This window comes from Pseudomonas cuatrocienegasensis, assembly GCF_900110925.1.
GTDB classification, from domain to species: Bacteria; Pseudomonadota; Gammaproteobacteria; order Pseudomonadales; family Pseudomonadaceae; genus Aquipseudomonas; species Aquipseudomonas cuatrocienegasensis.
The window spans coordinates 58,658-84,633 of the sequence record NZ_FOFP01000005.1 but is presented as its reverse complement, the minus strand read 5'-3'; the positions used below and the strand labels follow the sequence as shown (position 1 = coordinate 84,633).

Genomic DNA, 25,976 nt, shown 5'->3' with positions numbered 1-25,976 from the left:
CGCATCTCGTGCCTTGCCTCGCGCTAAAACTGGCTCCGGCGCGGCCGCGAACGAAACGGGAGCAGCCCCTATAGCAGACCGGGCACAGCGGCCAGAGTTGCAGTGACGGTTAGGGGCGCGACACGAATAATAGGTCGCTTTCAGTGGGAGGGGCTTTAGCCGCGACTGATCTTGAAAGCGCTGAGCATATCGCGGCTAAAGCGGAGCGCCGGCCCCCGCAGTCTGGAGTTGGAGCGATGATTATGGTCGACGCGACACCCGCGCGAAAAGACAGGGCATAGGTCCTTGGGCTTTTGACCTGCGTCTGTTTGGCAGATCAGCGGCCTGTCGGCGAGTCACTTGCGTATAATGCGCCCCTCGTTTCGGAGACCTTCCATGCTCGACCAGGCTTCACGCATCCTCAAAGACGTATTCGGCTATGACAGCTTCCGTGGCCGTCAGGGCGCGATCATCGAGCGCGTGGCCGGCGGTGGTGATGCCCTGGTGCTGATGCCCACTGGCGGTGGCAAGTCGCTGTGTTTTCAGGTGCCGGCGTTGCTGCGAGAAGGCTTGGCCGTGGTGGTTTCGCCGCTTATCGCTTTGATGGACGATCAGGTGGCGACCCTCGACGAGCTCGGCGTGGCGGCCGTCGCCCTGAACTCCACCCTTGATACAGCCGCGCAGCGCGACATCGCCGAGCGCATTCGCCGGGGTGAGATCAAAATGCTCTACCTGGCCCCCGAGCGCCTGGTGCAGCCGCGCATGCTGGATTTTCTGCAGCGTCTGGACATCGCCCTGTTCGCCATCGACGAAGCCCACTGCGTATCGCAATGGGGGCATGATTTCCGCCCCGAATACTTGCAGCTGGGCCAACTTGCCGAGCTGTTCCCCACGGTGCCGCGCATTGCCCTGACCGCCACGGCGGACATGCGCACCCGCGAAGAGATCGTCACGCGCCTGCACCTGCAGAACGCCGAGCGCTTTCTCTCGAGCTTCGACCGCCCCAACATCTTCTACCGCATCGTGCCCAAGGATCAGCCGCGCAAGCAGTTGCTGGCGTTTCTCGCCGAGCGCAAGGGCGATGCCGGCATCGTCTACTGCCTGTCGCGCAAAAAGGTCGACGAGGTGGCGGTGTTTCTCTCCGAGCAGGGCTTCCCGGCGCTGCCGTATCACGCCGGTCTGCCTGCCGAGCTGCGCGCCTACCACCAGAAGCGTTTCCTCAACGAGGAAGGCCTGATCATGGTCGCGACCATTGCCTTTGGCATGGGCATCGACAAGCCCAACGTGCGCTATGTGGCCCACCTCGACCTGCCCAAGTCGCTGGAAGCCTATTACCAGGAGACCGGTCGCGCCGGGCGCGATGGCCTGCCCGCCGATGCCTGGATGGCCTACGGCCTGCAGGATGTGATCTTCCTCAAGCAGATGCTCAGCAATTCCGAGGGCGATGAGCGACACAAGCGCGTCGAGCAGCACAAGCTCGACGCCATGCTTGCACTCTGTGAAGAAACCCGCTGCCGACGCCAGGCCCTGCTGGCCTATTTTGATGAGGAGCTGGCGCAGCCCTGCGGGCACTGCGACAACTGCCTGGACGGCGTGCAGACCTGGGATGCCACCGAAGCCGCGCGCCAGGCGCTGTCGGCGATTTACCGCACTGGCCAGCGCTATGGCGTCGGTCATCTGGTCGATGTATTGCTTGGCCGCGATAACGAAAAAATGCGCAGCCTCGGGCATCAGCACCTGGCGGTGTTTGGTGTTGGCAAGAGCCTAAGTGACGGCGAGTGGCGCTCACTGTTCCGCCAACTGGTGGCCCGCGGTCTGGCCGATGTCGACCTGGAGGGGTACGGCGGCTTGCGCCTGTCCGACAGTTGCCGTCCGCTGCTGCGCGGTGAGGTCAGCCTGCAACTGCGCCGCGACCTCAAACCCCAGCACACCGCGAAGAGTTCGAGCAGTGCCGCCAGCCAACTGGTGCGTGGCGAGGAGCGAGTTGAGTGGGAAGCCTTGCGCAGCCTACGGCGCAAGCTGGCCGAGGAGCATGGCGTGCCGCCTTACGTGATCTTTCCCGATGCCACGCTGCTGGAAATGCTGCGCAGCAAACCCCGTACCCTCAGCGACATGGCGCGGGTCAGTGGCGTTGGCGCACGCAAGCTGGAGCGCTACGGTGAGGCGTTTCTCGCTGTGCTCGGTGGTGCGGGCGAGGCGCCCCAGGCGGTGGTCGACCTGCGCCACGAGCTGGTCAGCCTGGCCCGCGCCGGCATGACGCCGACGCAGATCGCTCGTCAGCTCAACTGCAGCGAGAAGAACGTCTACAGCCTGCTGGCCGAAGCGATCAGTGCCCAGCAACTGTCGTTGGAGCAGGCACTGGATCTGCCCGAAGCGCTGATGGGCGAGATTCAGGATGCGTTCCTCGATGGTGAAGGCGAGTTACCGGCTGTGGCCGAGATCAGCGCGCTGTTCGCCGGGCGGGTCGAGGACGGCGTGCTGCACTGCGTGCGGGCAGCCCTGGCGGCAGAGTTCGAGGGCTAGGGTCTGTTGACGTTTCGTTCGCGGCCGCGCCGGAGCCCGTTTTAGCGCGAGGCAAGGCACGAGATGCGAAGTTTAGCCGGCTAAATGAGCCATCGAGAAACGCAGCATCGCGTTAAAACGGGCCCGGCCCTTCGGGTTGCGCGCAAAATCTCGCCATGCGTTGTTGGAGGACTTGGCAAGGGAGCAACCATTCCCTGCGTCCTCCGCCTAGCGGAACGCCGCCCGGCCTGGCGAGATTTTTCGCGGCAACGCGGCTCGCGACGAAACGTCAACAGACCCTAATGTCGTTAGCTGCTGGCACTGCGACACTCTGAAACATCGGCAGGCTTGCTCAGGCTCTGGGGTTATGATTAGCTGACTAATAATTAGTTTTTCATACTTATAAGAGCCATTCCCATGACTCAATCCGATCAGCATCGTTTCGCGATGCAACTTGCGCAGCTTTCTCGATCCTGGCGGGCTGAACTGGACCGTCGTCTTGCCGGCCTCGGCTTGTCCCAGGCACGCTGGCTGGTGTTGCTGCATCTGGCGCGCTTCGAGGCGCCGCCCACCCAGCGTGAGCTGGCGCAGAGCGTCGGGGTCGAAGGTCCGACCCTGGCCCGGCTGCTCGACAGCCTTGAGGGGCAGGGTCTGGTCAGCCGCCATGCGGTGCCCGAAGACCGTCGAGCCAAGAAAATCGAACTCAGCCCCCAGGCTCAGCCGCTGATCGAGAAAATCGAAGCCATTTCCACCCAGCTGCGCCACGAACTGTTTGCCGGCATTGACGAGGAGGAGCTGCGTCGCTGCCAGCAAGTGCACGCGCGTATTCTGGGTAACCTGGAAAAACGCTGATGCAAGACCTCGAGGCGCTGCATGCCCGGGTTGGCGCGCGTTATCCGCAGTGGCTACTGGCGCTGTTGATGATCGGCAGCATGGCCATGGTGCTGGCCTCGACCAGCATCAACGTCGCCCTGCCGGCGATCATGCACGACTTCAGCATCGGGCGACCCCTGGCCCAGTGGCTGTCCACCGGCTTTCTCGCCGCGATGACCGCCGGCTTGCTGTTGTCTGCCTGGGCGCAGGCCAGGCTTGGCGCACGGCGCACCGCCCTGGTTGGCCTGGGTCTGTTCATCTTCGCTTCGTTGCTTGCCTTGGTGGCCACGGCGGCCTGGCAACTGATCGGCCTGCGCATTGTGCAAGGCGTCTGTGCGGGTATCGTCCAGCCCTTGGCCATGGTGTTGATCTTTCGGGTGTTCGCCGATGGCGGGCGAGGCATGGCCCTCGGCATATATGGCCTGGGCGTGATGCTTGCGCCAACCCTGGGGCCGAGTATCGGCGGTTACCTGGTTGACCACTTTGGTTGGGGCGCTGTGTTCTGGATGCCCTTACCCATGTGCGCGCTGGCCCTGCTCGGTGGGCAGTGGCTGCTGCCGGACCAGCGTGAGCGGCGTACGCCATTTCTCGATGTGTTGGGCTTTGTCCTGTTGTGCGTGGCGTTGTTCGCCGGGCTTGGGGCGCTCGCTGAGGCGCAGCGGTTTTCCGGCTCGTCGGCTTGGGTGTGGGCGCTGGGTTTGCTTGGGGCGCTGGCTTGTTTGGGCTTCTTGATGCGCAGTCGGCGTCAGGCCAAACCTTTACTGCCACTGCAGCTCTGGCGGCACCGCGGTTTTCGTAACGCCAGTTGGGTGGCCATGACCCTTGGCCTGGCGTTGTACGGGACCATCTACCTGATCCCACTCTATCTACAGACGGTGGAGGGCTACAGCGCTGGTCGCGCCGGGCTGTTATTGCTGCCCACCGGCATTCTGATGGGTGTGGCGTCCTTTGCCGGTGGCTGGTTGAGCGATCGTTACGCAGCCGCCGGGCTGCTGGTGGCGGGGCTGCTGCTATGCGCGCTGTCGGCTGCCGGGCTGGGCGCAATGGGCTCTGGTGCTTCGTTCTTGTGGCTGTGTATCTGGGCCTGTATTGGCCGCATGGGTCTGGGGCTTTTGTTGCCGGCACTGACCACCGGCTCGCTGGATATTCTCGCCCCTGATGAGCTGGCTCAAGGCGCTGCTGCGATTACCTTCGTTCGTCAGTTGGGCGGTGCCTTCGGGGTCAACCTGCTGACGTTTTTCCTGGAGTGGCGGCATGTTGCTGAGGGCCACGATGCGCGGGCCGACGCTCTGGCTTTTCAGCAGAGCTTCTGGTTGCTGGCGGGTATTTTCCTGCTAACCAGTATTGCGGCCTGGCAGGTTCGCGCGACACGGCACTGACCCGACATGTTGTCACGTCAAATGGTCGGTTTGCCGCCTGCGCTGGACGGATTTGCGTATGATGGCAGTGTGCTCTGCGTCACATATGCATTCGTGTCTTGGTAAATCGACGTCATACTTGTGAGCGAGTGCCTCGACACGGCCCATTTATTCTTTGCTGCCATAGCTTTATGTCGACCTCTCACTGCTAACTGTGCACGTGAGGGTGTTATCGATACGGTTTTTTTGGAGGTTTGCATGACCCGCGTTCGCCATCTGTTGTTGGGGCTGGCATCCGGCTCGGCGTTCTATTCGGGTCTGGTCCCTGCGCTTGGCTTGGGTGAGATCAGCCTCAACTCGGCGCTCAACCAGCCGCTGGATGCCGAAATCGAGTTGCTTGAAGTGGGTGACCTGTCCGCTGCCGACCTGGTAGTACGTCTGGCGCCTGCCGATGTCTTCGCCCGTTCTGGTGTCGACCGCCTGTATTTTCTCAATGACCTGCGCTTCACCCCCTTGTTGCGCGGGGGCAGCAGTGTCATCCGGGTGGTTTCCAACCAGCCGGTGCGTGAGCCTTACCTGAATTTTATCGTCGAGGTAGCACGCCCCAACGGGCAGTTACTGCGCGAATACACCGTGCTGCTGGATCCGCCCGGTGCGTCGGCGTACCAGAGCAGTGCGGCACTACCTGCTGCGGCTAGCCAAACGAATACCACCCGCGCGCCTGCGCCTGTACAGGCTTATGCTGCGCCCGCGCAGCTACCCGCGGCACAGCAGGGACAGCGCTATCAGGTGCTTAGCGGCGACAGCCTATGGAAGATCGCCGCCAAGCTGCGTGCCGCTGGCAGTGGTATGGAGCAAGAGGCGCTGATGCGTGCGCTTTACGCTCTTAATCCCCAGGCGTTCGCCGATGGTGACATCAACCGCATGCGTGCCGGTGCAGAGCTGTTACTGCCAGACGCTGCAACCGCGCCGGCAGCGGCGCCAGTCAGCAATGCGGCGGTAGCCGAATCTGCTGTCGCGGTGACGGATTCGGCTCCCGAGCAACCGCTAGACCCACAGGTGGAGAGCCTGGTGCAGGCTCAGCGTCGGGTTGAAGAAGACCTGGCGAGCCAGTCGGCAGAAAGCCTGCAACTGCAACAGAGCCTGGCTGAACTTCAGACCCAGTTGCAGGTGTTGCAGGCGCAGATGGCCGAAAAGGACGCCTTGTTAAGCGATTTGCAGACGCGTCTGAATGAGGCCCCTGCGGCCACGCCAGCGGTCCAGACACCTGCTGTTGCAACCCCTGAGGTGTCGGCTACTGCGCCAGCGGCGGGAGGCAATGCCTGGTGGCTTGGCCTGGGTGGGCTGCTGGTGCTGCTCGGTGCTTTGCTGGCCGTATGGCGTAACAAGCGTCAGCGGGTAACAGTCGTGGCGTCGCAGCCAGCAGCGCCAGTGGATGCGCTATCCCAGCCCGAACCTGTCTTACCGGTTGCCGCTGCCGTGAGCCCAGCGGTTGCTCCGCATGTGGCCGCCGCCGCGCCGCGTGAGACCGTGCCGGCCGACGCCCTCGAAGGCGCCAATATCTACATTGCATACGGCCGTTTCGGTGAGGCGGCCGGCGTGCTGCGCCAGGCCCTGGATGCCCAGCCTGGGCGCAGCGATATCCGCTTTCGCTTACTTGAAGTGCTGGCGCAGATGGGCAACACCGCTGCCTTCGCCCAGGAGGAAGCGACCCTGCGTGAAGCCGGCTTTACCCCGGCGCGTATCGATCAGCTCAAGGCGCGCCATCCCGAACTGGGCAATGCGGCACAAGCCGATGAGTTGGCGGATGTAGTGCTTGAACTCGACGAGCCGATGTTGGCGTCCAGCGCGCCTGGCGCCAGCGATGAAGACTTCCAGCTTAATCTCGATGATCTGTCGCTGGATGCGGACTGGGATTTGGTCAGCCCTTTCTCGCCCACGGCGAAGAAGCCCGCGCCCGCGGCACCGCTGGAAAGTAATCTGAGTGATCTGCCAGAGGTGTTCGAGCTCAACGACCCGCACCATGCGCAAAGCCCATTCGCGGCCAGCATGCTGGTCGAGGAAAGCGATGAGCATTGGCAGGCGGCGGATTTCGACGCGTTGCTCAATGACGTGACCACGAGCCCACGGGATGCCTTGCTTACGGATCTGGATGCCCTTGCCGGCGACCGCGACGACCTCGCCAAACTCAATCAGGCCTTGGCCTATATCGAGCAAGGCAGCCTGGAAAGTGCCTGCGACATCCTCAATGACGTGATCAACAATGGCGATGACGAGCACAAGCAGGAAGCTCGCGAGCTGCTCGCGCGCATCGCATGACCAACGTGAGCACGGCCCCGGCAAAAGCCGAGATCGCCATTACCTACTGCACCCAATGTCAGTGGTTGCTGCGTGCCGCCTGGCTGGCCCAGGAGTTACTCAGCACCTTTGCTGAAGACCTCGCACGGGTCAGCCTGGAGCCGGCCAGCGGTGGGGTGTTTCGCATTACCTGCAACGACGTGCAGATCTGGGAACGTAAAGCCGATGGTGGCTTTCCCGAAGCCAAAGAACTCAAGCAGCGTGTGCGTGATCTGATTGATCCGGATCGGGCGCTGGGGCACAACGACCGCCCCTGAGGTTCAGCGCGCCAGCCGCGCCGAGCCAATGATCGCCAGGATGATCAGTGCCCCACCGAGCAACATGCGCAAGGTAGGCTCCTCACTGAACAGCCACCAGGCAAACGCGATGCCGTAGACCGGCTCCAACGCGAAGATTACTGCCGCGTTGCGTGCCTTGATGACTCTCAGGCTCGCGACGAACAGGCTGTGTGCCAGACCGGTGCACAGTACGCCAAGCAGCGCCAACCACCCCCAGGCCCAGGCGTCGAGCTCAGCCAGTGTTGGCCAGGCGACTGGCAGCAGGCAGGTCATCACCACCAGGTTCTGGCACAGGGCGGCGCGCACGGGATCAATCTCTCGTGTAGTGGCGCGGTTGAGTAGCGATAACAGGGCAAACAGTAGCCCCGAGAGCACCGCCCAGAGCAGGCCCAAGGTTGCCTGACTGGCGAGATCGAATGCCGGCGTCACCAGAACCAGGCCCAGGGTTACCACTGCGACCATGGCAAATTCGCTGATGCGGGTGCGCTCGCGAAACAACAGGCCTTCGAGCAGCACGGTAAACGCGGGGAAGCTGGCAAAGCCCAGGGTCGCGATGGCCACGCCGGCGACATTTACCGCCTCGAAGAAGGCCAGCCAGTGCCCACCCAGGAGCAGGCCGCCGAAGCCCAGTTGCCACACCTGGCGAGCGGTGGGGCGGGCGCTCTGTGCGGTTCTGAACAACTGGGCGAACAGCGCCAGGGCGATCACTGCGAATAGCCCGCGTCCGGCGACGACCGCCAGCGGTGTGGTGTTCGCAAGTTTGCCGAAGATGCCGGAAAGGCCAAACAGCAGGGCGCCCAGGTGCAGCGCCAGCAGCGCGTTACCCGCCTTCATGCCAGGCGCGCGCCGTTAGGCAGAGGCTTGTCGAAGCCAGCCAGGACCACGCGATTTTCCGCGTCATACACGCCCGTCACTAGTACCTCGGAGCGCACGCCGGCGATGCGTTTGGCGGCGAAGTTGCACACGCAAAGCACCTGGCGGCCGAGCAATTCGTCGCAGCTGTAGTGGGCCGTGAGTTGCGCGCTGGAGGTTTTGAGGCCCAGTTCGCCGAGGTCCACTTCCAGCACATAAGCAGGCTTGATGGCTTTTACATTGGGGCGGGCAGAGTGAATGGTGCCGACGCGCAGTTCCACACGCTCGAAGTCGTGCCAGTCGATGGTGTTCATGGAAACTCCTAAGATAATGCCAGGCAGTGTAGGGGCGCCCACTCGCTGCTGTCTGTCGCCGTCCTCGCGGGTTTTGTCGCCAGGCTCTCGCACAGTGCTCGGTAGCCTGGGTCGAGCGCAGCGACACCCGGGAAGACTTTTGCAGCCCCTAGAGCCTTGGCTAAAGCCGCCCCTAAAAGGTTTCCCGTGTGCGCCGCAACTGGCGTGGCGTAATGCCCCGGTAACGTGACAGGGCGGCAGTAAAGGCACTCTGTGAGGCGTAGCCGACCCGTGCGGCGACTTCACCCACGGCGAGGTCGCTACTGTGCAGCAGGCGTTCGGCCAGGTGCAGGCGGGTGTCGCGGATATGCTCCATGGGCGTGCGCCCGGTTTCCGCGAGGAAACGCGCGTGAAAGCGTGCCACCGACAGCCCCGCCAAGTGCGCCAGGTCGGCAACCTGCAATGGGTGCGCCGCGTGTTGTTCGATATGCCGTTGCAGCATCGTCAGGGGTAGGCCACCCGCAGGCATCCGTGGTTGCGTACAAGCCAGGCTGCCAAGCAGCAGGGCAGCGCCCTGGCCGGCGATTACCGTATCGTTGATCGGGCAGTCGGCTAGCCAGCTGAGCAACTGGCCCTGGGCCGCATCAAGCTGCAGGGCTTGCGGTTTATCCAGTAGGCGCTGGATGTGCGAGGCGTGGTGGCCTAGTTGCTGTTCAAGCCAGCCATTGGCCGGCAGGTCGAGTACCAGGCATTGGCTGCCTCCGGGGCTTGCGCAGGTATGGCGAGCTTCGGGCGGTACCACCGCAAGGTGGTGGCGTGATACCCGGCTGCCCCGACCCTCTACTTCGAACTGCAGTTCGCCGGTCAAGCCGAACACCAGTTGAGCGTGGTCGTGGCTATGGCTCAACGCATCGTGACTGTAATGGCGTAGGGACAGGATCGGGTGCATGGCGGGCTCCTCGGCAGCTGGTGCAGTGTAGCGCGGGCGAGGTGCGTCATCGAACGGTCTTGTGTCTGTCATAAGGCCTTCACCCCGACAGCCCAAGCTCGACTAAACCAAGCCGGAGGTCGCCGATGACCAGTGCCCAGCTCGCTACGCCCAGCCGCAAACAACGCGTTCGCACCCTGTGGATCTCCGATGTGCATTTGGGCACGCGGGACTGCCAGGCCGAAGCCCTGGCGGGGTTTCTGAAACGCTACCAGACCGACCGCATTTACCTGGTGGGCGACATCATCGACGGCTGGAAGCTGCGCGGCGGCATCTACTGGCCGCAGGCGCACACCAACGTGATCCGCCGCCTGCTGACCATGAGCAAGCGCGGCACCGAGGTGATCTACGTCACCGGCAACCACGACGAGTTCCTGCGCCGCTACTCCAGCCTGATGCTGGGTAATATCCAACTGGTCGACGAGGCTGAGCACCTGACTGCCGATGGTCGCAGGCTATGGGTGATCCATGGCGATCAGTTCGATGTGATCACCCGTTACCACCGCTGGCTGGCCTTTCTCGGTGACTCGGCCTACGAGCTGACCCTGACCCTCAACCGTTGGCTGAACCACTGGCGCGCGCGTTACGGCTACGGCTATTGGTCGTTGTCGGCCTACCTCAAGCACAAGGTCAAACGGGCGGTGAACTTCATCAGCGACTTCGAGGAAGCCATAGCCCACGAGTGTGTGCGGCGGGGCTTCAACGGCGTAGTTTGCGGGCATATCCACCATGCTGAAATTCGCCCGATGGGTGAGGTCGAGTACCTCAACTGCGGCGACTGGGTGGAATCCTGCACGGCCCTGATCGAACACCTGGATGGGCGCATCGAGCTCTATCGCCTGGCCGACGATCACAGCCGCGAGGCCCCGCGCCAGACTACCCAGGTGGCGGCTGTCGAGCCGGTGGCATGAGGCTGCTGATTGTCACCGATGCCTGGTTACCGCAAGTCAACGGTGTGGTCACCAGCTTGCAGGCGTTGGTGGTTGAGTTGCAGGGCCTGGGGCATGAGGTGCGGGTGCTGTCACCAGGTGATTTTCACACGCTGCCTTGCCCAAGCTACCCGGAAATCCCCCTGGCCTGGAACCTCTGGCGCGTTGGCCCAACCATTCGTGCATTTGCCCCGGATGCCGTACACCTGGCCACCGAAGGGCCGTTGGGCTGGGCGGCGCGGCGCTGGCTGTGTGCCCGCGGGTTGGCGTTCTCCAGTGCGGTGCACACCCGTTTCCCCGAGTACCTGCATGCGCGTTGTCGCTGGATTCCGTTGCGCTGGGGCTACGCCTGCTTGCGGGCATTCCATCGGCCGAGTCAGGCGGTATTGGTGAGCACCGAACGCTTGCGCGACACCCTTGCTGGTTGGGGTTTGCAGCGCCTGGTGCTGTGGCGCAAGGGCGTAGATGGCCAGCTGTTCCGGCCGGCGACCAAGCCTGTGCACCAGGCGCAACCGGTATTTCTCTACGTCGGCAGACTCGCGCCGGAAAAGAACCTGGCGGCCTTTCTCGACCTGGTATTGCCCGGAGAAAAACAGGTTGTCGGCGACGGTCCCCAGCGCGCCGCGTTGCAGGCGGCTTATCCTGAGGTACGGTTTCTCGGGTATCGCCAGGGCCAGGCGCTGGCGGCGGCATACCAGCAGGCGAGTGTGCTGGTGTTTCCGTCACGCACCGATACCTATGGGTTGGTGATGCTCGAGGCATTGGCCTGCGGTACGCCGGTGGCGGCCTTTGCCGTGCCGGGGCCTTTGGATGTGCTGGAGCCGGGGGTCACAGGGGTGATGGCGGACGACTTGGGCCAGGCCTGTCTTGAGGCCCTGCAACTCGACCGCCAGGTGTGCGCTGAGAAGGCCGCGCAGCATAGTTGGCGCGCCTGTGCGCTGGAGTTTCTGGCGCGCCAGCCCTTGCTCAATGGTGCGTCTTGCAGTGTTGAGCGTTTGGCGGTGTCCTGACGCTACAAAATAATCTTGTCGCGCAGCTTCTCGGCGGCCTGGTTGAGCGCCATGATCACTCGCTCCTTGTCGAAGTTCTGGATGCCGTTGGTGTCCAGGTACATGGAGAAGCCCGGTAGTTCATGCTCCACGTAGCTGGAGGTGGCGCCCAGGTCACGGCGAAAGTCGACGACCTGATAAATCTGCACAGGCCGGGTAAAGCCCTTGACCGTTATCTGGCCCTTGTCACGGCACATGATCACGTCCTTGATCAGTGAATAAGTCTCGTGGGAGATCAGGATCTCGCCGGACTCGGCGGCGCTTTCCAGGCGGCTGGCGAGGTTCACGTCACGGCCGATGATGGTGTAGTCCATGCGCGTGTCCGCGCCGAAGTTGCCCACCGTGCAGTAACCGGTATTCAGGCCCATGCGGATTTCCAAGGGCTTGGTGATGCCTTGGGCGCGCCATTGCTGACGCAGTACCTTCATGTGTTTGCGCATGGCGATGGCCATGGATACGGCAGCCACGGCATCCTTCTTGGCGCCGTGGCTGGCGGGGTCACCAAAGAACACCATGACGCTGTCGCCGATGAACTTGTCGATGGTGCCGCCGTATTTCAGGCAGATCTTCGACATTTCATTGAGGTAGGTGTTGAGCAGGTCGGTCAGGGCCTCGGCTTCCAGCTCTTCGGACAGCTCGGTGAAGCCCTTGATGTCGGAGAAAAACACGGTCAGCTTCTTGCGCTGGGTCTCCAGGCGCACGCTTTTCTTGCCGCTGAAAATCGATTCCCAGACCTGCGGCGACAGGTACTTGGCCAGGTTGCGTGCCAGGCGTGCCGCCTTTTCCTGTTCGCGCTTGATCTCGCTGCGCACCTGATTCAGGCGCAGGCCCTGCTGGTGAACGAAGTAGGCGGTGATGCAGATGTACAGCGCGGTAAAACCAATACTCGCGATGGCCACCAGCGGCGGCGTGGCGATGTTGATGTGCAGACCGCTCAGCGCCGCAGTCAGGCTGGCACTGCTCAGTGCACTCAGCAGCGCCAGGCCAAGGTGACGCAGGCCGCCGATCACCAGAGCGCTGAAGGCCAGGGTGAGCAGGCACATCAGGCTGGGTACCACCGAAAAGCCCAGCAGGGCCGTAGCAGCGCCAGCATGCAGGGCGTCGACGAACAGCAAAGTCAGGGTGGTGCGCTGATTATGGGCCTGCTTGTAGCGCAGGCTCAGGTGGTGCGCCAGGTGCGGATAGAGCAGTGCATAGGGCACTACCCAGAGGATGTCGTAACTGAAGTGCTGGCTGTAGGTGCCCGCAGCGATGCTCGCAGCAATGGCGATATAGGCCAGCACCCTGGAGTAATACTCGCGCAGGGGCGGGGCCGGTATCGCATAGAGTCGGCTGGTGGTGGTTGCATTCATGCGTTGGTCAGTGTCCCTGCTGAAAGCCGACGCTTCTGGCGAGCATCTGGTTGGCCTGCGACAAAGCGGGGATCATAACCAAGCGCGGGCACGCCAGCCAAGCACCGCAGCCGAACGGCACGCCGCGCTAGGCAAGCGGTCAGCTAAAAGCGAATACGCCCGGTGAAGGCATCCTTGAGCATCACCCAATCGCCCATTAGCGAGTAGAGCGGGTACTGGAAGGTGGCGGGGCGGTTCTTCTCGAAGACGAAGTGGCCAATCCAGGCAAAGCCATAACCAACCAATGGCACACACAGCAGCCACAACCACTGTTGATTGAGCAGCGCATAAGCCAGGATCGCCAGCACCAGTAGACTGCCGACATAGTGCAAGCGGCGGCAGGTGGGGTTGCTGTGCTCTTGCAGGTAATAGGGGTAGAACTCGGCGAAACTCTGGTAGCGCTCGGTCGCTTGGCTGGGCATCGTGGCCTCCGATTATTGTTATGGGCTATGTCTATTTGGAGTCTAAGCCGAGTCCCTCGCACCTGCACGCCGACAGCTTGTGTTGAATCGTCTCAATGCCGCCAGAAGGCCGGCATCAGCAAGACCATAACCGTGAGAATCTCCAGACGGCCTAGCAGCATGCCGGCGGTCAGCAGCCACTTGGCGGTGTCCGGCAGGCTGGCGAAGTTGCCGGCCGGGCCGATGATCGGGCCCATGCCCGGGCCAACGCCCGATACCGTACTGGCTGCACCACTCAGTGCGGTGATCCAGTCCAGGCCGCACAGGGTCAGGCCGAGGGCGAGTGTGGCGATGGTGAAGGTGAAGAAGAACGAGAAAGTAAGGATCGAGCGGACGATGTCTTCATCCAGGCGGTGGCCGTTGTAACTCTGCTTGATCACCGCTCGCGGGTGCACCAGTTGCAGCAGACTGGCCTTGAGCAGGATGTAGGCGACCTGGAAGCGGAAGATCTTCAGGCCGCCGGCGGTCGAGCCGGAGCAGCCGCCGACGAAGCCCAGGTAGAAGAACAGCATGCCGGCAAAGCCGCCCCACAGGCTGTAGTCACCCAGGGCAAAACCGGTGGTGGTCATGATCGAGGTGGTATTGACCGCCACGTGGCGTACTGCTTCCAGCCAATGCAGTTCGGTGGTCAGGCAATACCAGGTGCCCAGCAGTAGCCAGCAGGCCAGCAGGATGCCGAGAAAGCCGCGCACCTGCTGGTCTCGCGCCAGGGCGCCAAAGTTGCCGCGCAGGGTCGAGACGTAAAGCACAAACGGCAGGCTGCCGAGAATCATCACCACCACCGCGACCCAGTGCACGGCCGGTTGCTGCCATTTCGCCAGGGACAGGTCCGAGGTCGAATAGCCGCCGGTGGCGATGGCTGACATGGTGTGGTTGATGGCATCGAACAGGTTCATGCCAGCCAGCCAGAATGCCAGGCAACCGGCCATGCTCAGGCCCAGGTAGGCCACGATCATGTACTTGGCGACCATGTGCGAGCGCGGCATGACCTTTTCCGAGCGATCCGAGGACTCGGTCTGGAACAGGCGCATACCACCGATGCGCAGCATGGGCAGAATGGCCACGGCCATGGCGATAAAGCCGATACCGCCGAGCCAGTGCAGCAGCGAACGCCACATCAGGATGCCCGGCGACATGCTGTCCAGGCCGCTTAGCACGGTGGCGCCGGTGGCGGTGATGCCGGACATGCTCTCGAATATGGCGTCGGTCAGATCCATGCGCTGGCTGAGCATGAACGGCAGCGCGGCGAACAGGCACACCAGCAGCCAGCTGGAGACCGTCAGCATGTACATGTCACGCGGGCGCAGCTGCACATCCTGCGGGCGGCCCTGGATGATCATCGCCAGGCCCGCGACAAAGGTGATCAGGCTCGACCAGAGAAAGCCGTTGAGCTCAGTGGCGCGATCAAAAAGCACCAGGGTGAGCATCGGCACCAGCATGCTGATCGCCAGGGTGATCAGGAAGATGCCGTTGACAAAGGCAATGATGCGAAGCGTCGGCACAGCCATGCGGGTCAGTGTTTCCAGAAGGCGCGGGTGAACAGCACCAGTACAGTGAGAATTTCCAGGCGCCCGAGCAGCATGCCAGCGGTGAGAATCCACTTGGCTGAGTCCGGCAGGCTGGCGAAGTTGCCGGCCGGGCCGATGATTGGGCCTAAGCCTGGGCCAACGTTACACACCGCGGTGGCCGCGCCGGTCAGGGCGGTGACCCAGTCCAGGCCGGTAAGGGTCAGGGCCAGGGCGATGATGCCGATGGTGATGGTGAAGAAGAACGAAAAGGTGATCAGCGAGCGGACGATATCCTCATCCAGGTTGTGGTGGTTGTACTGCTGCTTGATTACCGCGCGCGGGTGCACCAACTGCTGCAGGCTGGCCTTGAGCAGGACATAGGCGACCTGAAAACGAAAAATCTTCAAACCGCCGGCCGTAGAACCCGAGCAGCCGCCGACAAACGTCAGGTAGAAGAACATCAGTACCGCGAAACTGCCCCACTGAGTGTAGTCGCCCAAGGCAAAGCCGGTGGTGGTGACTACTGAGGTGACATTGACTGCAACGATGCGAAAGGCGTCCAGCCAGGCGTAATCGGAGTTCAGCCACAGCCAGCTGCCAAATATCAGCCAGGTCAGTACCAGCATACCGACGAAGCCGCGTACCTGATGATCGCGCAGCAGCGCTTGACGATTGCCGCGCAGGGTGGCCACGTACAGTGTGAAGGGCAGGGCGCCGATCATCATGAACACCACGGCAACCCAATGCACGGCGGGTTGAGTCCAATTGGCCAGAGATTGGTCGGAGGTGGAGAAGCCGCCGGTGGAAATCGATGCCATCGCATGGTTTAGGGCGTCGAAACCGCTCATGCCGGCCAGCCAGAATGCCAGGGTGCCGAGCAGGGTGAAGGCGATGTAGATGAACAGGATGAACTTGGCCGCCATGTGCGAGCGCGGCATGACCTTTTCACCCCAGTCGGAGGACTCGGTCTGGAACAGGCGCATACCACCTACGCGCAGCAACGGCAGGATGGCCACGGCCATGCCGATAAAACCGATACCGCCCAGCCAGTGCAGCATCGAGCGCCAGATCAGCAGGCCTGGTGACGCATGATCGAGACCGACCAAGACCGTCGAGCCGGTGGTGGTGATCCCCGACATGGTTTCGAAGAAGGCATCGGTATAGCTCATGTGCTGGATCTGCATCATCGGCAAGGCCGCAAAAATGCACACCACCAGCCAGCTGCCGGTGGTCAGCAGGTACATGTCGCGCGGGCGCAATTGGGCGTTCTGCGGGCGTCCGCTGGCGAGCAGGACGAGGCCGGTCACCGCTGTGATCAGGCTCGACCAGAGGAAGGCGCCGATGTCGTCGGTGCGCTCATAGACCATAAGCGTGAACATGGGGATCAGCATGCTCACAGCCAGCGTGATGAGAAAGATGCCGAGGATGAAACCGATAATGCGTAGCGTCGGCAAGGCCATGAGCAAAGCTCGCGAAGGGGCGATAAAGGGCGCCATTCTACCTGCGTCAATGGCGCTGTAAACCGCGAACATACGGGGCTTTACAACGCCATGGCGCTGCATAGAATAGCCGCCAGGTGCCGGCCCTATGGGTTGCGCAGCAACGCGGCGTGCAACGAAACGTCAACAGACCCTAATCATGTCCGAAAGCAATCCTTGTCTTACGTGCGGCGCCTGCTGCGCGCATTTTCGTGTGTCCTTCTTCTGGGGTGAGTGCCAATCGGCCGGTGGCTGCGTGCCGGATGAGCAGGTAGTACTGATCACCCCGCATCGGGTGGCCATGCGTGGCACCGAGCACAAGCCGGTACGCTGTACGGCCTTGCTTGGCGATGTTGGTCAGGGTGTGCGCTGCACCCTGTACGAACAGCGCTCCAGTACGTGCAGGGAGTTCGAGGCTTCCTGGGTCAACGGCGAGCACAATCCGCATTGCGATGAGGCGCGCAAGGCCCATGGACTGCCGCCTTTGCAGCCTCATGTAGCGCCTGAGCGCGTGGCCTGAGCGCGCGCGATGTACGGTTTTTCTCCCAAGCGCAGTGAGACAGGCTCTACACTGCGCTTTTGACCTGTCTGGAGTAGGCCGATGGATGCCCTCGATGCCCTGATCAACCGCGTTTCCGTTCCTCGCCTGTGCGAACCGGCGCCGGATGCCGCACAGCGCGAACAGCTGTTTCGTGCTGCGCTGCGCGCGCCTGATCATGGTCAACTGCGGCCCTGGCGTTTTCTGACTATCGAGGGTGAGGCGCGTGAGCAACTGGGCGAGCTCTTTGCCGAAGCGTTGTTGCGCAAGAATCCGCAGACTGCCGAGGAGGCGCTGAATAAAGCCCGCAACATGCCGCTGCGGGCCCCTCTACTGGTAGTGGTGATTGCCCGCACCCAGGCGCATGCCAAGGTGCCGACCCAGGAGCAGGTGCTGGCGGTGGGCTGTGCGGCCCATGGCATGCTGCTGGCGGCCCATGCACAAGGGCTCGGCGCGGTCTGGCGCACCGGCGACATGGCCTATGACGCCTGGGTCAATGCCGGGCTTGGATTGGGTGACGGCGAGCAGAACCTGGGCTTTCTCTATATCGGTACCCCGGAGCGTGAACCGCGCACAGCGCCCCAGGCGGTCATCGAGGACTTCGTCAGCGCCTGGCCGTCTGCGTAAAGCTTTTACTGCCCAAGTGCCGGAGTAAGCGGCAATACCAGGCTGGCGATAAAACCGCCATCGGGGTGATTGGCCAGTTCCAGACGACCGCCATGGCGCTCGGCGGCGCGGCGGCTGATGGCTAAACCTAAGCCGTGCCCCGGAGCCGTCTGGCCGGGCGCGCGGAAGAAGGGCTCGCCAAGGCGTTGCAGGTGTTCACTGGCTACACCAGGCCCATGATCGCGGACGCTCAGGCGTAACTGCCCGGCGTCGCGGCTGGCGCTGAGCACGACGGGTTGTTCGGCTGGGTTGAAGCGCAAGGCGTTGCGCAGCAGGTTGTCCAATGCACGTTCGAGCATATCCGGCCAGCCCGTCAGGTGCAGGCCGGGTTCGAGTTGCAGCTCGATGCGTTGGCCAGGAAATGCCTGGGGCATTTCGCTCTGCAGGCGCGCCAGCATGCCCGGCAGGTCCACTTGGCTGGATGCGCCACTGTCGGCATCCAGGCGGGCCAGGGCAAGAATTTCACTGATCAAGGCCTCCAGGCGGTCGCATTCGCGGCTTAGGCGCGGCCACAGCAGCGCGCGCTCGGCCGGCTCGGCACGTTCGGCCAGGGCCAGGGCGATGCGCAGACGTGCCAGGGGTGAGCGCAGTTCATGGGAGACATCGCGCAACAGTTGGCGCTGGCTGCTGATCAAATCCTGCAGGCGTGCGCCCATGCGGTTGAAATCGGTGGCCAGCACGCCCAGTTCGTCGCGTCGTCGTGACAGGCGCGCCAGACTGTTCTGCTGATAAGCCGTCTGCCCCAGGTCATGCACGGCGCCGCGCAGGCGATTGAGCGGGCGGGTGATCGACAGGGTCAGCAGCAGGCTGAACAGGGTCAGTACTACCAGGGCGATGCCCAGAGCGCTGAGGGGCCAGAACAGGCTGCCGCGGTGCCAGGCATCCAGCTCTGGCATGGGAATACGGTAGATGAACAGGTAGGTTTCGCCGCTCTCTGGGCTGGTGTAATCGGCGGTCAGGCGCCGCCAGGGCAGGCGGCGATTCTGCTGGCGTGCCTCGAAGGCTGCGGCACGGGGCGGGAAAGTCCCCTTGACCAGCGGCTGGCCGTTGTCGTCCAGCACCTGGATATCGATACGTGCCTCGCGCTTGCGCCGCTCCAGAATGGCTTGGCCAGCAGCCGGGCCTTGGGTCTCGTAGGCTTTCGTCCAGCGCTCGGCGAGGTTGTCCAGAGCCGGGTGGCGGCTGAGAATCCAGGCGTCCTGATTCATGGCGCGGCCCAACAGCATTGACAGGCCGGCGACTACGGCGATGGCCAGCCAGAAACTGGCCAGGATTCGCCAGAACAATGAACGCATGAAAACCTCTTCTTGGCTGAGGGTTTAACGAACAAAACCCGTCACACCGGGAGGCGGGACGGGTCGGGGGAGTGCTCAGCCCATTTACTGGGTTTTGCTGGCCTGCTGTTCTTTCCAGGCTTTGAACTCGGCACGTTCAGCGCGGCGTTCTGCCATTTTCTTCAGGTGCTCGTCGAAGGCTTTCTGCTGCTCGGGTTTGAGCAGGTCACGCATGGCGGCCTGTTGCTTGGCCTGAGAGGCCTTGAGCTCATCCTGCATAGCCTGCTTTTCGGCAGCCGGCAGCTTATCGAGGTAGCGTTTGCTGATCTCGTGGCGGCTCTTCATCTGCTCGCCCATGAGTTTGCGAAATTCGCGGTGCTGTTCCTTGCTCAGGTCCAGCTCTTTGAACATCCGCCCGCCATGGTCACCACCGTGGCGCGGGCCGGCATCGGGCATGGCCATTGCGAGGGTAGGCAGGGTCAGGGCCAGCAGAGCAGCGGTAAGAATCTTGCGCATGGTGTCTCTCCTTGTCTCGAAACCGGTCATTTACCGGATGTGCTCAGTCTAGGGCGGTCAAGGTCAAGGGCGGTCAGGCCTGGGTAAAGCTTGGGTAAAGGCTAGGTCTGTTACAGCCATCCTGTAGGAGCGAATTTATTCGCGAAATTCACGACATCTATCGCGAATAAATTCGCTCCTACAATAGCCAGATGGTCCGAGCCATCCCTCTCAGGCGCTGTAGTAATAGCCACGGCTGCGCAATGCGAGGATGCGCGGGCGACCATCGGGGTGGGGGCCAAGCTTCTTGCGCAGGTTGCTGACGTGCATGTCCAGGCTGCGGTCGTAGAGTGTCAGCTTACGGCCCAATGCCAGTTGCGCGAGGGCTTGTTTGTCCACCGGCTCACCGGGCTGGCGCAACAGGGCTTCGAGCACACGGCTTTCAGACAGTGTCAGCAGTACCTCGTGCTCGCCGATACTGACTACACCGCGCGCTGGGCTGAAGCATAAGTCGGCCAGTTCCAGTTGGCTGGAGACCGCAGGTGGCGCGCTGCGGCGCAGTACCGCGCGTAGGCGGGCGGTCAGCTCGCGGGGGTCGCAGGGCTTTGCCAGGTAGTCATCGGCGCCCAGCTCCAGGCCAAGAATACGGTCCAGCGGCTCCCCGCGAGCCGAGAGCATCAGCACGGGCAACTCCGGATGGTCGCTACGCAATTGCTTGAGCAGTTCCAGGCCGCTGCCGTCGGGCAGCATGACATCCAGCACCACGGCGTCAGGTGCCGGGCCGCCCAGTGCCTGGCGCGCACTCTGGCCGTCATGGCAAGCAGTGATGCTGAAGCCTTCCTGGGTCAGCCAGTGGCTAAGCAGCTCGCAGAGCTCGACATCATCGTCGATCAGTAGCAGGTTGTTACTCATGGCGACTCAGTTAATCCATTCGCGGCGGGAGCTGCGCTTGCCGCGCAGCAGGGCACCCAAGAGCACGCCTAGTAAGCTGGCGCCGCCGCCAATGGCGAACCAGGTCTGCTGTTCGCTGAGTAGACGGTCTGGTGCATTGGCCTGAGCCTGCTTGAGTTGCAGCTTGAGGCGTTGGGTTTCCTGGCGCAGGCGCGCGACTTGCGCGCTTTCGCGTTCGACCGCACCGGCTTCGAGTTCGGCGGCCAAGGCTTGGCGCTGCTGTTCGCTCAGTGCCAGACGCTGGCTCAATTCGTCCAGCTGGGCCTGCAGGGCTGTACTCGGATCTGCTGCGGGGGGAGGCGACTGCTCGGCGTGGGCCGGCAGGCACAAGGCAAAAAGGAGCAACGACAGCAGACCTGAACGCATGGGAACTCCAGATTTCCGAGTGGCCGAAGTTAGGGCAGAACGCGCTTGAAGGGTTTGACCAGCACCGAGGCGTAGACGCCGGCTGCGCGGTAGGGGTCGGCATCGGCCCAGCTTTGTGCGGCATTCAGCGACTCGAACTCGGCGACGATCAGGCTGCCGGAGAACCCAGCTGTGCCTGGGTCGTTGCTGTCCACAGCAGGGTGTGGACCGGCGAGCACCAGACGGCCTTCGCTTTTTAGCTGTTCCAGGCGGGCCAGATGGGCCGGGCGGGCGGCAAGACGGTTGTCCAGGGAGTTGGCGACATCGGTGGCGATAATGGCGTAGAGCATGTCAGTCCTTATGGGCCGCAAAAAGGGCGAAAGCACAAGCGGGCCGTAGCGCAGAAAACCAGCAAGTATCTGCAAAGTCGAGGAATTGTTGAGTGATGACAGCAAGAATGTGCGTCTGGAGGCATAATAACAAACATGAATCTTCGAGAAAGCGCCCCCTATGGAAGTTGACCTGCATTGCCACAGCACAGCCTCCGATGGCGCCTTGCCGCCGTCGATGGTCGTGGCCCGGGCACACGCCCGGGGCGTGCGGCTGCTTGCCCTGACCGACCACGACACCCTCGAGGGGCTGGATGAGGCCCGCGCTACTGCCGATGAGCTCGGCCTGCAGCTGGTCAACGGTATTGAACTGTCGTGCCTATGGGGCGGGGCGACCATCCATGTGTTGGGCTATGGCTTTGCCCAGGACGCGCCGGCCCTGTGTGCGGCCATCGCCCAGCTGCATGAAGGCCGCTGGCTGCGCGCCGTGGAGATTGGCAAGCGCCTGGAAAGCAAAGGCATGCCCGGTGCCCTGGATGGGGCTCGCGCCATTCAGCAGGCTCTGGGCGACAGCGGCAATGCGCCGGCGCGACCACATTTCGCGGATTTTCTGGTGCAGGCCGGCTACGTCAAGGACCGTGCCGAGGCGTTTCGCAAGTGGTTGGGCTCAGGCAAACTGGGTGATGTGAAGCAGCATTGGCCAAGCTTGGAACAGACCCTGGAGACCTTGCGCGCTTCGGGTGCCTGGATCAGCCTGGCGCACCCCTGGCAGTACGATTTCACCCGCACCAAGCGACGCAAGCTGGTCACCGCCTTCGCCGCAGGTGGCGGGCATGCGCTGGAGGTAGTCAACGGCCTGCAGCCGCCCGAGCAGATCGGCAGCCTGGCCATCCTGGTGCGCGAGTTCGGCTTGCAGGCGAGTGCCGGCAGCGACTTTCATGTGCCGGGAGACTGGTCGGAGTTGGGCCTCTACCGCCCGCTGCCGGATGATCTTTCGCCATTGTGGATGCGTTTCGAGCATGTCCAGCAGCCGGCCATTATCTGAACAGGGAGTCACTGTGAGCCAATTTTTTCAGGTCCATCCGGAAAACCCCCAGCTGCGTCTGATCAAACAAGCGGTGGAGCTGATTCGCGGCGGCGCCGTGGTGGTCTACCCGACGGATTCCTCCTATGCCCTGGGCTGCCACATTGGTGACAAGGGCGCCGTCGACCGCATTCGCCGCCTGCGCCAGCTCGACGACAAACACAACTTCACCCTGGTGTGTCGCGACCTCTCGCAACTGAGCACCTTCGCCAAGGTCGACACCGCTGCATTCCGCCTGTTGAAGACCCATACCCCCGGCCCCTACACCTTTATCCTCAATGCCACTCGTGAAGTGCCGCGCATGCTCCTGCACCCCAAGCGTCGTACCCTCGGTTTGCGTGTGCCGGAACACCCGATTGCCCAGGCATTGCTCGAAGAGCTGGGCGAACCGCTGATGAGCGTCAGCCTGATTTTGCCGGGTGAAACCCTGCCCATGAGCGACCCCTACGAGATGCGCCAACTGCTCGAACGTCAGGTCGACCTGATCATCGATGGCGGTTTCGGCGGGGTGGAGGCGTCCACCGTGGTCAGCTTGCTGGAGGACGAGCCGGAGGTGATCCGCATCGGCTGCGGCGACCCGGCTCCGTTCAGCGCCGGCTGATGGCTTGCCCTAGCGGGTGGCAGGCTCGCTATACTCGCGCTTCCTTTGTTCAGGCAGGTCATCCGGTTTGAGTCTGGTCGATTCCGAACGTCGCGTGCTATCCGGCATGCGCCCTACAGGCCCGTTACACCTCGGGCACTACCATGGCGTGCTGAAGAGCTGGACACAGCTGCAGCACAGCTACCAGTGTTTCTTTTGCATTGCTGACTTGCATGCGTTGAGCGTCGACCAGCAGGTCGGCGCCCGGCTCGGCGATGCTGTTCTGGATGTGGCCCTCGACTGGTTGGCGGCCGGAGTCAGCCCCAGCTCGGCGACTCTGTTCGTCCAGTCGCAGGTGCCGGAGCACGCCGAACTGCACCTGCTGCTGTCGATGGCCTGCCCGCTGGATTGGCTGCAGCGGTTGCCATCCTGCCCGCCGAACGACGCCCTGACCTACGGCCGCCTCGGCTACCCGCTGTTGCAGGCCGCCGATATTCTGCTTTATCGCGCCGGCCTGGTGCCGGTTGGTGGTGATCAACTGGCGCACGTGGCATTTGCCCGTGAGTTGGCCCAGCGTTTCAACCAGCACTACGGCTGTGAGCCAGACTTCGAGGCCAAGGCCGAGGCGGCGATTCTCAAGCTCGGCAAGAAGACCGGCGCGCTGTACCGCCGTCTGCGCAGTGCCTATCAGCTCGAAGGTGACGATGAGGCGCTGAACACTGCGCGGGCACTGCTCAAAGAGCAGCAAACCATTACCCTGGGTGACCGCGAGCGCTTGTTCGGCTATCTGGAGGGTGGCGCGCGGGTGCTGCTGCCCGAGCCCCAGGCGCTGATCGGTGACACACTGCGTCTGCCGGGGCTGGATGGCTTGCCGATGAGCCGCAGTGCCGACAATGCGATCTTCCTGTCCGACAGCCCGGCGGTCGTTGAAGAAAAAATTCAACGTATCGCTGTCGTCGCGGATGCAACGGGCGAGGCTGAGACATGCCGGGTCTGGCAACTGCGCCAGGCCTATGCCGGCGCCGTCAATGGCGAGCAGATCGAATCGGGTTGCCGCGCAGCTGGCGGCGACTGCCAAACCTGCAAGGCCGCGCTGATCGAGACCATCAATGCCGAGCTGGCGCCGTTGCAGGCGCGTGGTGCGGAGTACCGTGACAACCCGCTGCTGGTGCAGCGGATCCTCGCCGATGGTGCCGAACGCGCGCGCAGCGAGGCGCGCGATACCCTGGTCGATGTTCGTCAGGCCCTGGGCCTGAATTACCGCTGAACCATTACGAGACCGCCATGACCGCCTCCGCCACCCAGGATGCACCCGATAGCCAGGCCGGCGCCCAGCAGGAGTTGCCATTTGCCCTGGTTTACGGCCAGGCGGTCACCGAATTGCCGCTGGATCTGTACATTCCGCCCGATGCGCTGGAAGTGTTTCTCGAAGCCTTCGAGGGCCCGCTGGACCTGCTGCTGTACCTGATCCGCAAGCAGAATATCGATGTCCTCGATATCCCCGTGGCGGAAATCACCCGCCAGTACATGGGCTATGTCGAGTTGATGCAATCGGTGCGCCTGGAGCTGGCCGCTGAGTATCTGGTGATGGCCGCCATGCTCGCCGAGATCAAGTCGCGCATGTTGCTGCCGCGCTCCAGCGAGGCTGAGGCCGAAGAGGACGACCCGCGCGCCGAGCTGATCCGCCGGCTGCAGGAATACGAGCGCTACAAGGTCGCCGCCGAGGGCATCGACAGCTTGCCGCGAGTCGGTCGTGACCTGACCGTGCCGCGTCTGGATGCGCCCCAGGCCAAGGCGCGCAAGTTGCTGCCGGACGTCAGCCTGGAAGAATTGCTGTTGTCCATGGCCGAGGTGCTGCGCCGCGCCGATATGTTCGAGAGTCACCAGGTTACCCGCGAGGCCCTGTCGACCCGTGAGCGCATGAGCGAAGTGCTGGAGCGCCTCAAGGGCGGTGGATTTGTGCCCTTTGTCAGCCTGTTCCGCGCTGAAGAAGGCAAGCTCGGGGTGGTGGTGACCTTTATGGCGGTGCTCGAACTGATCAAGGAATCGCTGGTCGAGCTGGTGCAGAATGACGCCTTTGGTCCCATCCACGTGCGTGCACGAGCTGAATGACATGAACCTCAACGAACCTCGCGAACTGGCCAGCCTGCTCGAAGCCTTTCTGCTCGCCTCGGGCAAGCCGCAATCGCTGGAGCGCTTCTACGAGCTGTTCGAGGAAGCCGAACGGCCCGCCCCGGCAGTTTTCAAGAAGGCCATCGCCCACCTCGGCAAGTCTTGCGAGGGTCGCGCCTTCGAGCTGGTCGAGGTGGCCTCGGGTTACCGTCTGCAGGTGCGCGAGCGCTATGCGCCCTGGGTCGGCCGGCTGTGGGAGGAGCGCCCGCAGCGCTACTCACGGGCGATGCTGGAGACCCTGGCGCTGATCGCTTATCGCCAGCCGATCACCCGTGGCGAGATCGAAGACATTCGCGGTGTGGCGGTCAACAGCCAGATCGTCAAGACCCTGCTCGAGCGCGAGTGGATTCGCGTGGTGGGCCACCGCGATGTACCCGGGCGCCCGGCCATGTTCGCCACCACGCGGGCGTTTCTCGATCACTTCAACCTGAAGAACCTCGACGAGCTGCCGCCCCTGGCCGCCCTGCGCGAACTGGAGCCCGAGCCCGTACTGGACCTTGAAGACGCGCCCGTACCCGCTAGCTTGCAGGCCCTTGCCCACTTGGCATTGGCAGATGAACCCGGCGAGCCTGCCGCCGCGCAGCCCAGCTTCAGCAGCCTGCTGGCCGAGCTGGATGCCATGGAGCAGGGCCTCAAGACCGACTTCGATGACCTGCGCGAGGCCGATGAAGCGGCGGACGCCAACGCCGATCAGGAGCAGTCGCTTGATACACCGGGCGACCCCGCTCAAGCCTGAGCCCTTGCATTGGTGAGGTCGTTGCTGGTTGAAGAGGCGCCGAGTCAGCTTCGTGTAGGAGCGAACTTATTCGCGATTGTGCTGCGAATCTCGCGAATAAAGTGTGGCGCCCTATACGCTTCTCCAAGCTATTTACTAGCTGACCATGCATAGATTTGGCATAAGACCGATAGTCGCTTTTGATTGGTTCGCATTTACCTTGGGCGTTAGGGTGAGCGTCAATCCTGGCGAGTGAGGTGCCCCCGCCCATGGCTGACTTGAAGAACCCCTGTATCAAGGTGTGCGCGTTCAAACAGGATATCTGCGTCGGTTGCGGACTGCGCAAGGCCGAAATCAAAGCCTGGAAGAAACTCGACAAGCCGGAGCGTCGGGCGCTCTTGGCCGAAGCCGATATGCGACTTTTGGGGCTGGCCGCCACCGGTCGGCGAAAAAACTGAGGGCTGCGGGGCATCTGCTAGCCTGAGTGAGCAGGTGCGTAAACGCCGCGATTGGCGTATGCTCCGCGGCCC

General features: G+C 62.9%; 27 protein-coding genes. 15 read left to right on the top strand and 12 right to left on the bottom strand.

Translation table 11 applies throughout. The features are described from left to right. The first annotated feature begins 375 nt into the window (after positions 1-375). From recQ to BMW49_RS08880, 5 genes are all read left to right on the top strand, one after another. Entirely contained in the window at positions 376-2,502 is a 2,127-nt protein-coding gene (gene recQ / locus BMW49_RS08900; protein ID WP_069518257.1) for a DNA helicase RecQ, read from the top strand. Positions 2,503-2,898: 396 nt separating this feature from the next. After that, positions 2,899-3,333: a MarR family transcriptional regulator gene (locus tag BMW49_RS08895; protein ID WP_069518255.1), complete on the top strand. Its 435-nt coding sequence runs from the start codon at positions 2,899-2,901 to the stop codon at positions 3,331-3,333. Then, the gene (locus BMW49_RS08890) at positions 3,333-4,733 is read left to right on the top strand and encodes a DHA2 family efflux MFS transporter permease subunit (protein WP_069518253.1); all 1,401 of its coding nucleotides are present in this window, start codon (positions 3,333-3,335) and stop codon (positions 4,731-4,733) included. The genes BMW49_RS08895 and BMW49_RS08890 overlap by 1 nt, the downstream gene beginning before the upstream one ends. Positions 4,734-4,970: 237 nt before the next feature. Then, complete coding sequence (locus BMW49_RS08885; RefSeq protein ID WP_170829044.1) at positions 4,971-7,031, top strand: motility hub landmark protein FimV; 2,061 nt, start codon at positions 4,971-4,973, stop codon at positions 7,029-7,031. After that, complete coding sequence (locus tag BMW49_RS08880) at positions 7,028-7,327, top strand: Rdx family protein (RefSeq protein ID WP_069518251.1); 300 nt, start codon at positions 7,028-7,030, stop codon at positions 7,325-7,327. Before BMW49_RS08885 ends, BMW49_RS08880 begins: the two co-directional genes overlap by 4 nt. A gap of 3 nt (positions 7,328-7,330) precedes the next feature. Here BMW49_RS08880 and BMW49_RS08875 read toward each other — a convergent pair whose 3' ends face one another. The 3 genes from BMW49_RS08875 to BMW49_RS08865 form a co-directional block, all read right to left on the bottom strand. Next, positions 7,331-8,182 carry a DMT family transporter gene (locus BMW49_RS08875; protein ID WP_069518249.1) on the bottom strand — a complete coding sequence of 284 codons (852 nt, stop codon included), beginning with the start codon at positions 8,180-8,182 and terminating at the stop codon, positions 7,331-7,333. Then, positions 8,179-8,514: a tRNA-binding protein gene (locus BMW49_RS08870; RefSeq protein ID WP_069518247.1), complete on the bottom strand. Its 336-nt coding sequence runs from the start codon at positions 8,512-8,514 to the stop codon at positions 8,179-8,181. The genes BMW49_RS08875 and BMW49_RS08870 overlap by 4 nt, the downstream gene beginning before the upstream one ends. 172 nt (positions 8,515-8,686) lie before the next feature. Then, positions 8,687-9,442 carry a helix-turn-helix domain-containing protein gene (locus BMW49_RS08865; protein WP_069518245.1) on the bottom strand — a complete coding sequence of 252 codons (756 nt, stop codon included), beginning with the start codon at positions 9,440-9,442 and terminating at the stop codon, positions 8,687-8,689. Positions 9,443-9,567: 125 nt separating this feature from the next. Here BMW49_RS08865 and BMW49_RS08860 point away from each other — a divergent pair, with 125 nt between their 5' ends. Continuing rightward, positions 9,568-10,392, top strand: coding sequence for a UDP-2,3-diacylglucosamine diphosphatase (locus BMW49_RS08860; RefSeq protein WP_069518243.1), 825 nt, complete (start codon positions 9,568-9,570; stop codon positions 10,390-10,392). Beyond that, on the top strand, positions 10,389-11,420 hold the full coding sequence (locus BMW49_RS08855) for a glycosyltransferase family 4 protein (protein ID WP_069518241.1): 1,032 nt from the start codon (positions 10,389-10,391) through the stop codon (positions 11,418-11,420). Before BMW49_RS08860 ends, BMW49_RS08855 begins: the two co-directional genes overlap by 4 nt. Positions 11,421-11,422: 2 nt before the next feature. Here BMW49_RS08855 and BMW49_RS08850 read toward each other — a convergent pair whose 3' ends face one another. The 4 genes from BMW49_RS08850 to BMW49_RS08835 form a co-directional block, all read right to left on the bottom strand. Continuing rightward, positions 11,423-12,811 (bottom strand): adenylate/guanylate cyclase domain-containing protein, encoded by a 1,389-nt coding sequence (locus BMW49_RS08850; protein ID WP_069518240.1) that lies wholly within the window; start codon positions 12,809-12,811, stop codon positions 11,423-11,425. A 143-nt stretch (positions 12,812-12,954) separates the two neighbouring features. After that, positions 12,955-13,272 (bottom strand): Mpo1-like protein, encoded by a 318-nt coding sequence (locus BMW49_RS08845; RefSeq protein WP_069518238.1) that lies wholly within the window; start codon positions 13,270-13,272, stop codon positions 12,955-12,957. 92 nt (positions 13,273-13,364) lie between these two features. Then, positions 13,365-14,819: a TrkH family potassium uptake protein gene (locus BMW49_RS08840; protein WP_069518235.1), complete on the bottom strand. Its 1,455-nt coding sequence runs from the start codon at positions 14,817-14,819 to the stop codon at positions 13,365-13,367. A 5-nt stretch (positions 14,820-14,824) separates the two neighbouring features. Continuing rightward, entirely contained in the window at positions 14,825-16,279 is a 1,455-nt protein-coding gene (locus BMW49_RS08835; protein WP_069518233.1) for a TrkH family potassium uptake protein, read from the bottom strand. Between the two features lie 178 nt (positions 16,280-16,457). Between BMW49_RS08835 and BMW49_RS08830 the strand changes: the two genes are divergently transcribed. Then, on the top strand, positions 16,458-16,817 hold the full coding sequence (locus BMW49_RS08830; protein ID WP_069518231.1) for a YkgJ family cysteine cluster protein: 360 nt from the start codon (positions 16,458-16,460) through the stop codon (positions 16,815-16,817). 81 nt (positions 16,818-16,898) lie between these two features. Continuing rightward, entirely contained in the window at positions 16,899-17,462 is a 564-nt protein-coding gene (locus BMW49_RS08825) for a nitroreductase family protein (protein WP_069518229.1), read from the top strand. Positions 17,463-17,467: 5 nt separating this feature from the next. Here BMW49_RS08825 and BMW49_RS08820 read toward each other — a convergent pair whose 3' ends face one another. The 5 genes from BMW49_RS08820 to BMW49_RS08800 form a co-directional block, all read right to left on the bottom strand. Further along, positions 17,468-18,796: a sensor histidine kinase gene (locus tag BMW49_RS08820; RefSeq protein ID WP_069518227.1), complete on the bottom strand. Its 1,329-nt coding sequence runs from the start codon at positions 18,794-18,796 to the stop codon at positions 17,468-17,470. A gap of 84 nt (positions 18,797-18,880) precedes the next feature. After that, positions 18,881-19,291: an LTXXQ domain protein gene (locus BMW49_RS08815; protein WP_069518225.1), complete on the bottom strand. Its 411-nt coding sequence runs from the start codon at positions 19,289-19,291 to the stop codon at positions 18,881-18,883. A 210-nt stretch (positions 19,292-19,501) separates the two neighbouring features. Further along, the gene (locus tag BMW49_RS08810; protein WP_069518220.1) at positions 19,502-20,182 is read right to left on the bottom strand and encodes a response regulator transcription factor; all 681 of its coding nucleotides are present in this window, start codon (positions 20,180-20,182) and stop codon (positions 19,502-19,504) included. A gap of 6 nt (positions 20,183-20,188) precedes the next feature. After that, on the bottom strand, positions 20,189-20,587 hold the full coding sequence (locus BMW49_RS08805; RefSeq protein ID WP_069518218.1) for a translation initiation factor 2: 399 nt from the start codon (positions 20,585-20,587) through the stop codon (positions 20,189-20,191). 29 nt (positions 20,588-20,616) lie between these two features. Beyond that, complete coding sequence (locus BMW49_RS08800) at positions 20,617-20,916, bottom strand: YciI family protein (RefSeq protein ID WP_069518216.1); 300 nt, start codon at positions 20,914-20,916, stop codon at positions 20,617-20,619. A 160-nt stretch (positions 20,917-21,076) separates the two neighbouring features. Here BMW49_RS08800 and BMW49_RS08795 point away from each other — a divergent pair, with 160 nt between their 5' ends. The 6 genes from BMW49_RS08795 (at position 21,077) to BMW49_RS08770 (ending at position 25,904) form a co-directional block, all read left to right on the top strand. After that, positions 21,077-21,940, top strand: a complete 864-nt coding sequence (locus tag BMW49_RS08795) for a PHP domain-containing protein (protein ID WP_069518214.1) — start codon at positions 21,077-21,079, stop codon at positions 21,938-21,940. Between the two features lie 13 nt (positions 21,941-21,953). Then, complete coding sequence (locus BMW49_RS08790; RefSeq protein WP_069518212.1) at positions 21,954-22,580, top strand: L-threonylcarbamoyladenylate synthase; 627 nt, start codon at positions 21,954-21,956, stop codon at positions 22,578-22,580. Positions 22,581-22,647: 67 nt separating this feature from the next. After that, positions 22,648-23,826, top strand: a complete 1,179-nt coding sequence (locus BMW49_RS08785) for a nucleotidyl transferase family protein (protein ID WP_083251707.1) — start codon at positions 22,648-22,650, stop codon at positions 23,824-23,826. A gap of 146 nt (positions 23,827-23,972) precedes the next feature. Next, on the top strand, positions 23,973-24,671 hold the full coding sequence (locus BMW49_RS08780) for a segregation and condensation protein A (protein ID WP_167362796.1): 699 nt from the start codon (positions 23,973-23,975) through the stop codon (positions 24,669-24,671). A gap of 1 nt (position 24,672) precedes the next feature. Continuing rightward, positions 24,673-25,467, top strand: a complete 795-nt coding sequence (gene scpB / locus BMW49_RS08775; protein ID WP_069518206.1) for an SMC-Scp complex subunit ScpB — start codon at positions 24,673-24,675, stop codon at positions 25,465-25,467. 248 nt (positions 25,468-25,715) lie between these two features. Then, positions 25,716-25,904 (top strand): DUF1289 domain-containing protein, encoded by a 189-nt coding sequence (locus BMW49_RS08770; RefSeq protein WP_069518204.1) that lies wholly within the window; start codon positions 25,716-25,718, stop codon positions 25,902-25,904. Positions 25,905-25,976: the final 72 nt, after the last annotated feature.